This window comes from Acetobacter fabarum (assembly GCF_011516925.1).
Taxonomy (GTDB): Bacteria; Pseudomonadota; Alphaproteobacteria; order Acetobacterales; family Acetobacteraceae; genus Acetobacter; species Acetobacter fabarum.
This window is the reverse complement of record NZ_WOTG01000036.1, coordinates 1-4559: the sequence shown is the minus strand read 5'-3', so window position 1 is coordinate 4559 and position 4559 is coordinate 1. Positions and strand designations below refer to the sequence as shown.

Annotated in this window: 8 protein-coding genes; 5 read left to right on the top strand and 3 right to left on the bottom strand. The window is 54.7% G+C overall.

What is annotated here, in order from left to right; genetic code table 11:
• Positions 1-330, bottom strand: a 330-nt coding sequence (locus GOB83_RS15145) for a MobA/MobL family protein (RefSeq protein WP_165926603.1), incomplete at its 3' end; no start/stop codon positions are given.
• A gap of 216 nt (positions 331-546) precedes the next feature.
• Between GOB83_RS15145 and GOB83_RS14465 the strand changes: the two genes are divergently transcribed.
• From GOB83_RS14465 to GOB83_RS14445, 5 genes are all read left to right on the top strand, one after another.
• Complete coding sequence (locus GOB83_RS14465; protein ID WP_006560192.1) at positions 547-804, top strand: mobilization protein; 258 nt, start codon at positions 547-549, stop codon at positions 802-804.
• A complete protein-coding gene (locus GOB83_RS14460; RefSeq protein ID WP_165926602.1) occupies positions 801-1337 on the top strand; it encodes a replication protein in 537 nt (178 codons plus the stop codon). Before GOB83_RS14465 ends, GOB83_RS14460 begins: the two co-directional genes overlap by 4 nt.
• Positions 1338-1666: 329 nt before the next feature.
• Entirely contained in the window at positions 1667-2266 is a 600-nt protein-coding gene (locus GOB83_RS14455; protein WP_165926601.1) for a helix-turn-helix domain-containing protein, read from the top strand.
• On the top strand, positions 2263-2538 hold the full coding sequence (locus tag GOB83_RS14450) for a hypothetical protein (protein ID WP_165926600.1): 276 nt from the start codon (positions 2263-2265) through the stop codon (positions 2536-2538). Before GOB83_RS14455 ends, GOB83_RS14450 begins: the two co-directional genes overlap by 4 nt.
• A gap of 154 nt (positions 2539-2692) precedes the next feature.
• Positions 2693-2989 carry a hypothetical protein gene (locus tag GOB83_RS14445; RefSeq protein WP_165926599.1) on the top strand — a complete coding sequence of 99 codons (297 nt, stop codon included), beginning with the start codon at positions 2693-2695 and terminating at the stop codon, positions 2987-2989.
• Between the two features lie 36 nt (positions 2990-3025).
• Here GOB83_RS14445 and GOB83_RS14440 read toward each other — a convergent pair whose 3' ends face one another.
• Positions 3026-3595, bottom strand: coding sequence for a DUF4879 domain-containing protein (locus tag GOB83_RS14440; RefSeq protein WP_242005894.1), 570 nt, complete (start codon positions 3593-3595; stop codon positions 3026-3028).
• 139 nt (positions 3596-3734) lie between these two features.
• On the bottom strand, positions 3735-4559 hold an 825-nt coding region (locus GOB83_RS14435), incomplete at its 5' end, for a MobA/MobL family protein (RefSeq protein WP_242005893.1).

Below are 4559 nucleotides of genomic sequence, written 5' to 3'. Positions count from 1 at the left end.
CTCACGGGCGAAATCCCGGGCCAGTTCTTTCCGTGCGCCCGCGTCCAGCTCGGCCGGTAACGCCAGCTCGTATTCCCGGCCGGTCTTGGCGTCCTTCCTCTTCTCGGCCGCTTCGGCTGCGTTCCATAGAGCGTTCCGGTCCTGCGCCCAGTCCGCGCCATCCGGGGCCACGATGAACGCATCTTCCACCCCCTGTTTCCGGGTGTAGTCATGCGTCAGGCCCTGCCGTTCGTCCGTCAGCTCCTGACCGGCACGATAGGCAGCAGCCGCCACGACGCTGCGACCGGCCGAACGGGATATGGATTTGACGGATAGATGGTAGATCGCCACGGGCCGCTCCGTTGAGGAAGGGTTCAGGGAAGGAACGTCCCTGACGCACGCATTGCGAAGCAATGCTAAAGTGCGCCTTTCACTCCTTCGTCGCAAGGGTTGTTTGCGCTCCACGATGAATCAAGAAAACTTCCGAAAAATCTGGTATTATCAACAGGGTCATGCGGGGACAGGAATAACGACAGACCATTGCACCCACTTGGGGCGGGAGAAAAAATGACACCCATCGAGAAAGCAAAACAGCAGGTCGAACAGGCCAAGGCCCGGTATCAGGCTTTGCTCGCCAGACAGAACGCCGAGGAACGCAAGCTGGACACCCGACGTAAGGTCATTCTCGGGGGGCTGCTGATCGACGCGGCCGGGAAGGATGAACGCTTCGGACGGGTCATTGACGAGTTGATGAAACGCATCACCCGCGACCATGACCACAAGGCGTTCGAGGGCTGGCAAAAGCCGGAGCCTGACAGGTCATGACTGACGAACACGAGCTGGATGACGGGCTGGCCGCGTTCGACCAGCTCGGCCGGGAAATGGCGGAAACAAACCGTCTGCTTCGGGCCGTCCGGTCCGATCAAGCCACCCGGAACCAGCAGGAACACGCCCTGTCAGTCGAAATGCAGACCGCGCTTAAACAGGCAACAGGAGCCTCACAGAAGGCGCTACAGGCCAGTCAGACAAAAATACGTGCGTCTCTACTCTGGGCGGGCCTGACAGCCTTCCTGATCGTTCTGGTGGCGTTTGGCGGGGGGTATTTCTTCGGTCATTGGTCTGGATGGGACACCGGGCACGCGGACGGATACCAGAAAGCCCGGAATCAGGAGGCAGCCGCCAGCTGGGCCAACACTCCGGCCGGACAGCGGGCCTATGCCCTCGACCAGCTAGGCAGCCTCGATCTTGTCAGCCAGTGCATGGGCCATGATTGGCAACGCTCTACACAGAACGGAAAACGGGTCTGCTTCCCCCAAGCTGACGCCAAAGGGAATATGGCAGGCTGGTATCTCCCCTGACCGTCACCATGATGGGAAAGCCGGCCTGCTCTCTCGTCGCTTCCTGAGCCATTTTCTCTTGCCCGATTCTGCCAGCGTTACAGGGTCCGGGCGAGTGCGGAGCGGGAGCGGCGTAGCCCGCCCGCAGGGCGCCGGAACAGACCCCGAAATGGCAGTTTTCCACCGGGAAAAGGGGGGACAACAGGGGGATTAGATTCTTTTCTCTTTCTTAGGGATCGCCACATCAGGCAAGAAACTGGGAAAAATGAATTGTTTTACGTGTCGGAATCTGACACGTATTGGTGCCATAGCCTGACACGTAAAAACAGGTTCTCCACAGGGAGCAAGACATGGCCCAGATTGTGCGCCTCACCACCAAACAGCAGCGGTCGGGACAGGAGGAAGCCGCACAGGCGGCCGAGCAGCTCTCGCTCCTGTCCGAAGAACTCCTGAAGCATTTACCCGGAGAGGCGCGTATAGCCATCTCACGGGCCACACACGCGCTACAGAAGGCCGCGCGACCAGACACCGCCGAAGGGCTTTGGCCGGGAGGTTTCAGCATGTTGAGCCGTACGCAGACCGCCGCGATCTGGGACGCCATCCGCGAATTACCATCAGATGCTCGACCCAATCAGGTCCGTCATGCTTTTGATCTGATAATACTCAATCTCCGGCAGGACACCGGAGAGGTTCTACTTACTCGTGACCAGCTCGCGGAACGGATCGGATGCGCCCCCGCCAACGTCAGCCGGATCATGGGGACGTTGGAAAAAATGGGCGTAATCCGTCGTGAACGACGTAAAATCGAAGGAATGCAGGGTCGAGGAATAGCTGTATATTTCATCAACCCGCATGTGGCATGGAATGGCTCTCTGGACGTTCGCAAGGCTCTAGCCGCAGAAACCCGGCCGCCCATGCAACTTGAGCTTTTGCAAGGAGGCGCACAATGACTGACGCACCGGAAAACCTTGTTCTCGTCCATCTGCGAAGGTTGGAAGATAAGGTCGATAAGCTCGCCCGCAATCAGGTGGAGTTGCATCAAGCAGTCACTACCAACCTGCAATATACCCAGCGTCTCGGTGCCCGCATGGGTGAACTGCGAGACGATCTGGAAGTGATGCTCAAAGCAGAGACAATGGGAGCCAGCCTCTCATGGCGGCGGGAGTTGGAAGGACGTATTGAAGCTCTCGAAAGTGAACTTCTTTCTCGATCCAATCATTGATTTTTAACTCTTGTCGCAGAATACTAAGTAATCATTATTTATATCTGAGGTTATCACTATGAAAGTCAGTGGCTACACTAACATCACATATGACCTACCGGACAACGGCTCCAGAGCTAAAAGCTCCCCATCTCTTAATCTGGATTTCAGTAATATGTCCCCCCAAGAAATGGAATCTGCAAGAAGAGAATTGGGGAATGAAGGAAAAATCTCTCTCCATCAAAGCGTAGTAATGGCTTTAATGGATGGGTATGCATTTATAGGTGTTAATGGTGGAAAGCAGGTTGCTGAATCAACAAATATGTATTCGATGATTGATTCAATGCTGGATTATCAAAAAAAATATGGCACGATTAATGTCAAAGATAACATTGATTCTCTTAAAGCTTTGAGAGAAACGCTTGAAGAAAATGACGTGCATACCTCTCAAAATCGCTCAATAATAGCTTAACTGGGTGAATCAAAACGACTCACCCAGTTACCATTTTTATAGAATATTAAGGAATGTGCTTCCCGTTACGGATGGCTGGTTTTGTGATGTATTAAAGAAAGTAAACTTTCCAGACTGGTATCCACTAAGATTTATTTCATAAAGATATCCAGTAGCAACAGTACCCGCCGGGCAAGAAGTGTCTATTTGCCCATTTATAATACAAAACGGAACTCTCAGTTCTATTGCTGAATGTTGCAGAGTTTGACCATCCATTGTTATCTTGGGATAATTACTACCATATCCAACTTCTGCGAGTACCAATTCCATTTGGGCACCACCTTGATCGAGGCGAGTAGTAGTTTGTCCTTGAGCAATATATTCCCCATCAGGGGCCGTATTTGTCGACTCAATGAAAAGAACTTGTTCTGATGAAATATTCGGAGCCAAATCGCGCGCTTGAATTTTTGGCAAAGAAATAGAAACTTTAATTTTCTTCTTGAAAATCTTACCGATTTCCACTGTTCCTGTAACATCTTCTGCATGTGCAGTGGAAAAAGTCCCTCCCATGAGAAGAGAAAAAGAAAGAAGAGCCGCTGATGCCTTCAGGATACTATTCTTCATCATCAATCACTCCAAACATTGCCAATTCTGGCCTTGTTTTAATGGCGACGACCTCACAGCGCCTGCACGGTGACCGCGCTCACAGAATATTCTCTAATATTCAAACAGACCAATGACATAACTCACTGACTCAATATTGTGATCAAAACCCCATATCTGGCCCGCTATCATAATCCCGCCCCCTGCTCCGTCCTCGTGACCGGCCCAAGGATCGACCCAACTCCTGTTGAAGCTGCTTCTGTCTTTCCTGTTCGACCGCTCGGATGTCCTGCTGGCGTTTGATCTCGGCCTGACGCGCCAGCTCCTGTTTCTGGCGTTCGGCTTCCCGCTGCTGCTCCATCCGCTGCCCGATTTTCCGGGCCAGACCGACCGCCTGCCGGGCCTTTTTCTCAAGGCCAGAGAACAGCTCCTGCGCCTTCTCCACGGCCTTGCGTGCCGCCTCAAGCACCCGGTTCCGCTCGCGGATATCCGCATTCTGCTTTCCGAGATCCGTCACAGGATCTCGGCCGGGGATCTCGCGGGCCGCCTGACGCTCTAGGGCAGTCGCTGACACCCCCATGTGCCGGGTCGGCTCCTGTTCCTTCCCCTGGCGCTCGAAGCTCCGGTGATCCACCCGCTGTTCGACCTGGTGCCGTTCCAGCGCCATGTTCACCTGGCGCGCCCACACGCCCCGCATATGCTCGATCTCGGCCGAGGCAGTGCTGGCCACGTCCAGAACCCGCGTCTTGGCCCCCAGACCATCCTCCCCGACCGTCCGGGTCGTGGTGAGGATATGGGCGTGATGGTTCCGGTTATCCCCTTCCCGGCCGGGTTCATGGATCGCCACATCGGCCACCACTCCGTACCGCGCTACCAGCTCACGGGCGAAATCCCGGGCCAGTTCTTTCCGTGCGCCCGCGTCCAGCTCGGCCGGTAACGCCAGCTCGTATTCCCGGCCGGTCTTGGCGTCCTTCCTCTTCTCGGCCGC

Excerpts from the sequence above, each read along its gene's own strand:
- GOB83_RS14455 (WP_165926601.1), top strand. The coding sequence starts at position 1,667 with ATGGCCCAGATTGTGCGCCTCACCACCAAACAGCAGCGGTCGGGACAG.
- GOB83_RS14445 (WP_165926599.1), top strand. The coding sequence starts at position 2,693 with ATGTCCCCCCAAGAAATGGAATCTGCAAGAAGAGAATTGGGGAATGAA.
- GOB83_RS14450 (WP_165926600.1), top strand. The coding sequence starts at position 2,263 with ATGACTGACGCACCGGAAAACCTTGTTCTCGTCCATCTGCGAAGGTTG.
- GOB83_RS14465 (WP_006560192.1), top strand. The coding sequence starts at position 547 with ATGACACCCATCGAGAAAGCAAAACAGCAGGTCGAACAGGCCAAGGCC.
- GOB83_RS14460 (WP_165926602.1), top strand. The coding sequence starts at position 801 with ATGACTGACGAACACGAGCTGGATGACGGGCTGGCCGCGTTCGACCAG.
- GOB83_RS14440 (WP_242005894.1), bottom strand. The coding sequence starts at position 3,595 with ATGATGAAGAATAGTATCCTGAAGGCATCAGCGGCTCTTCTTTCTTTT.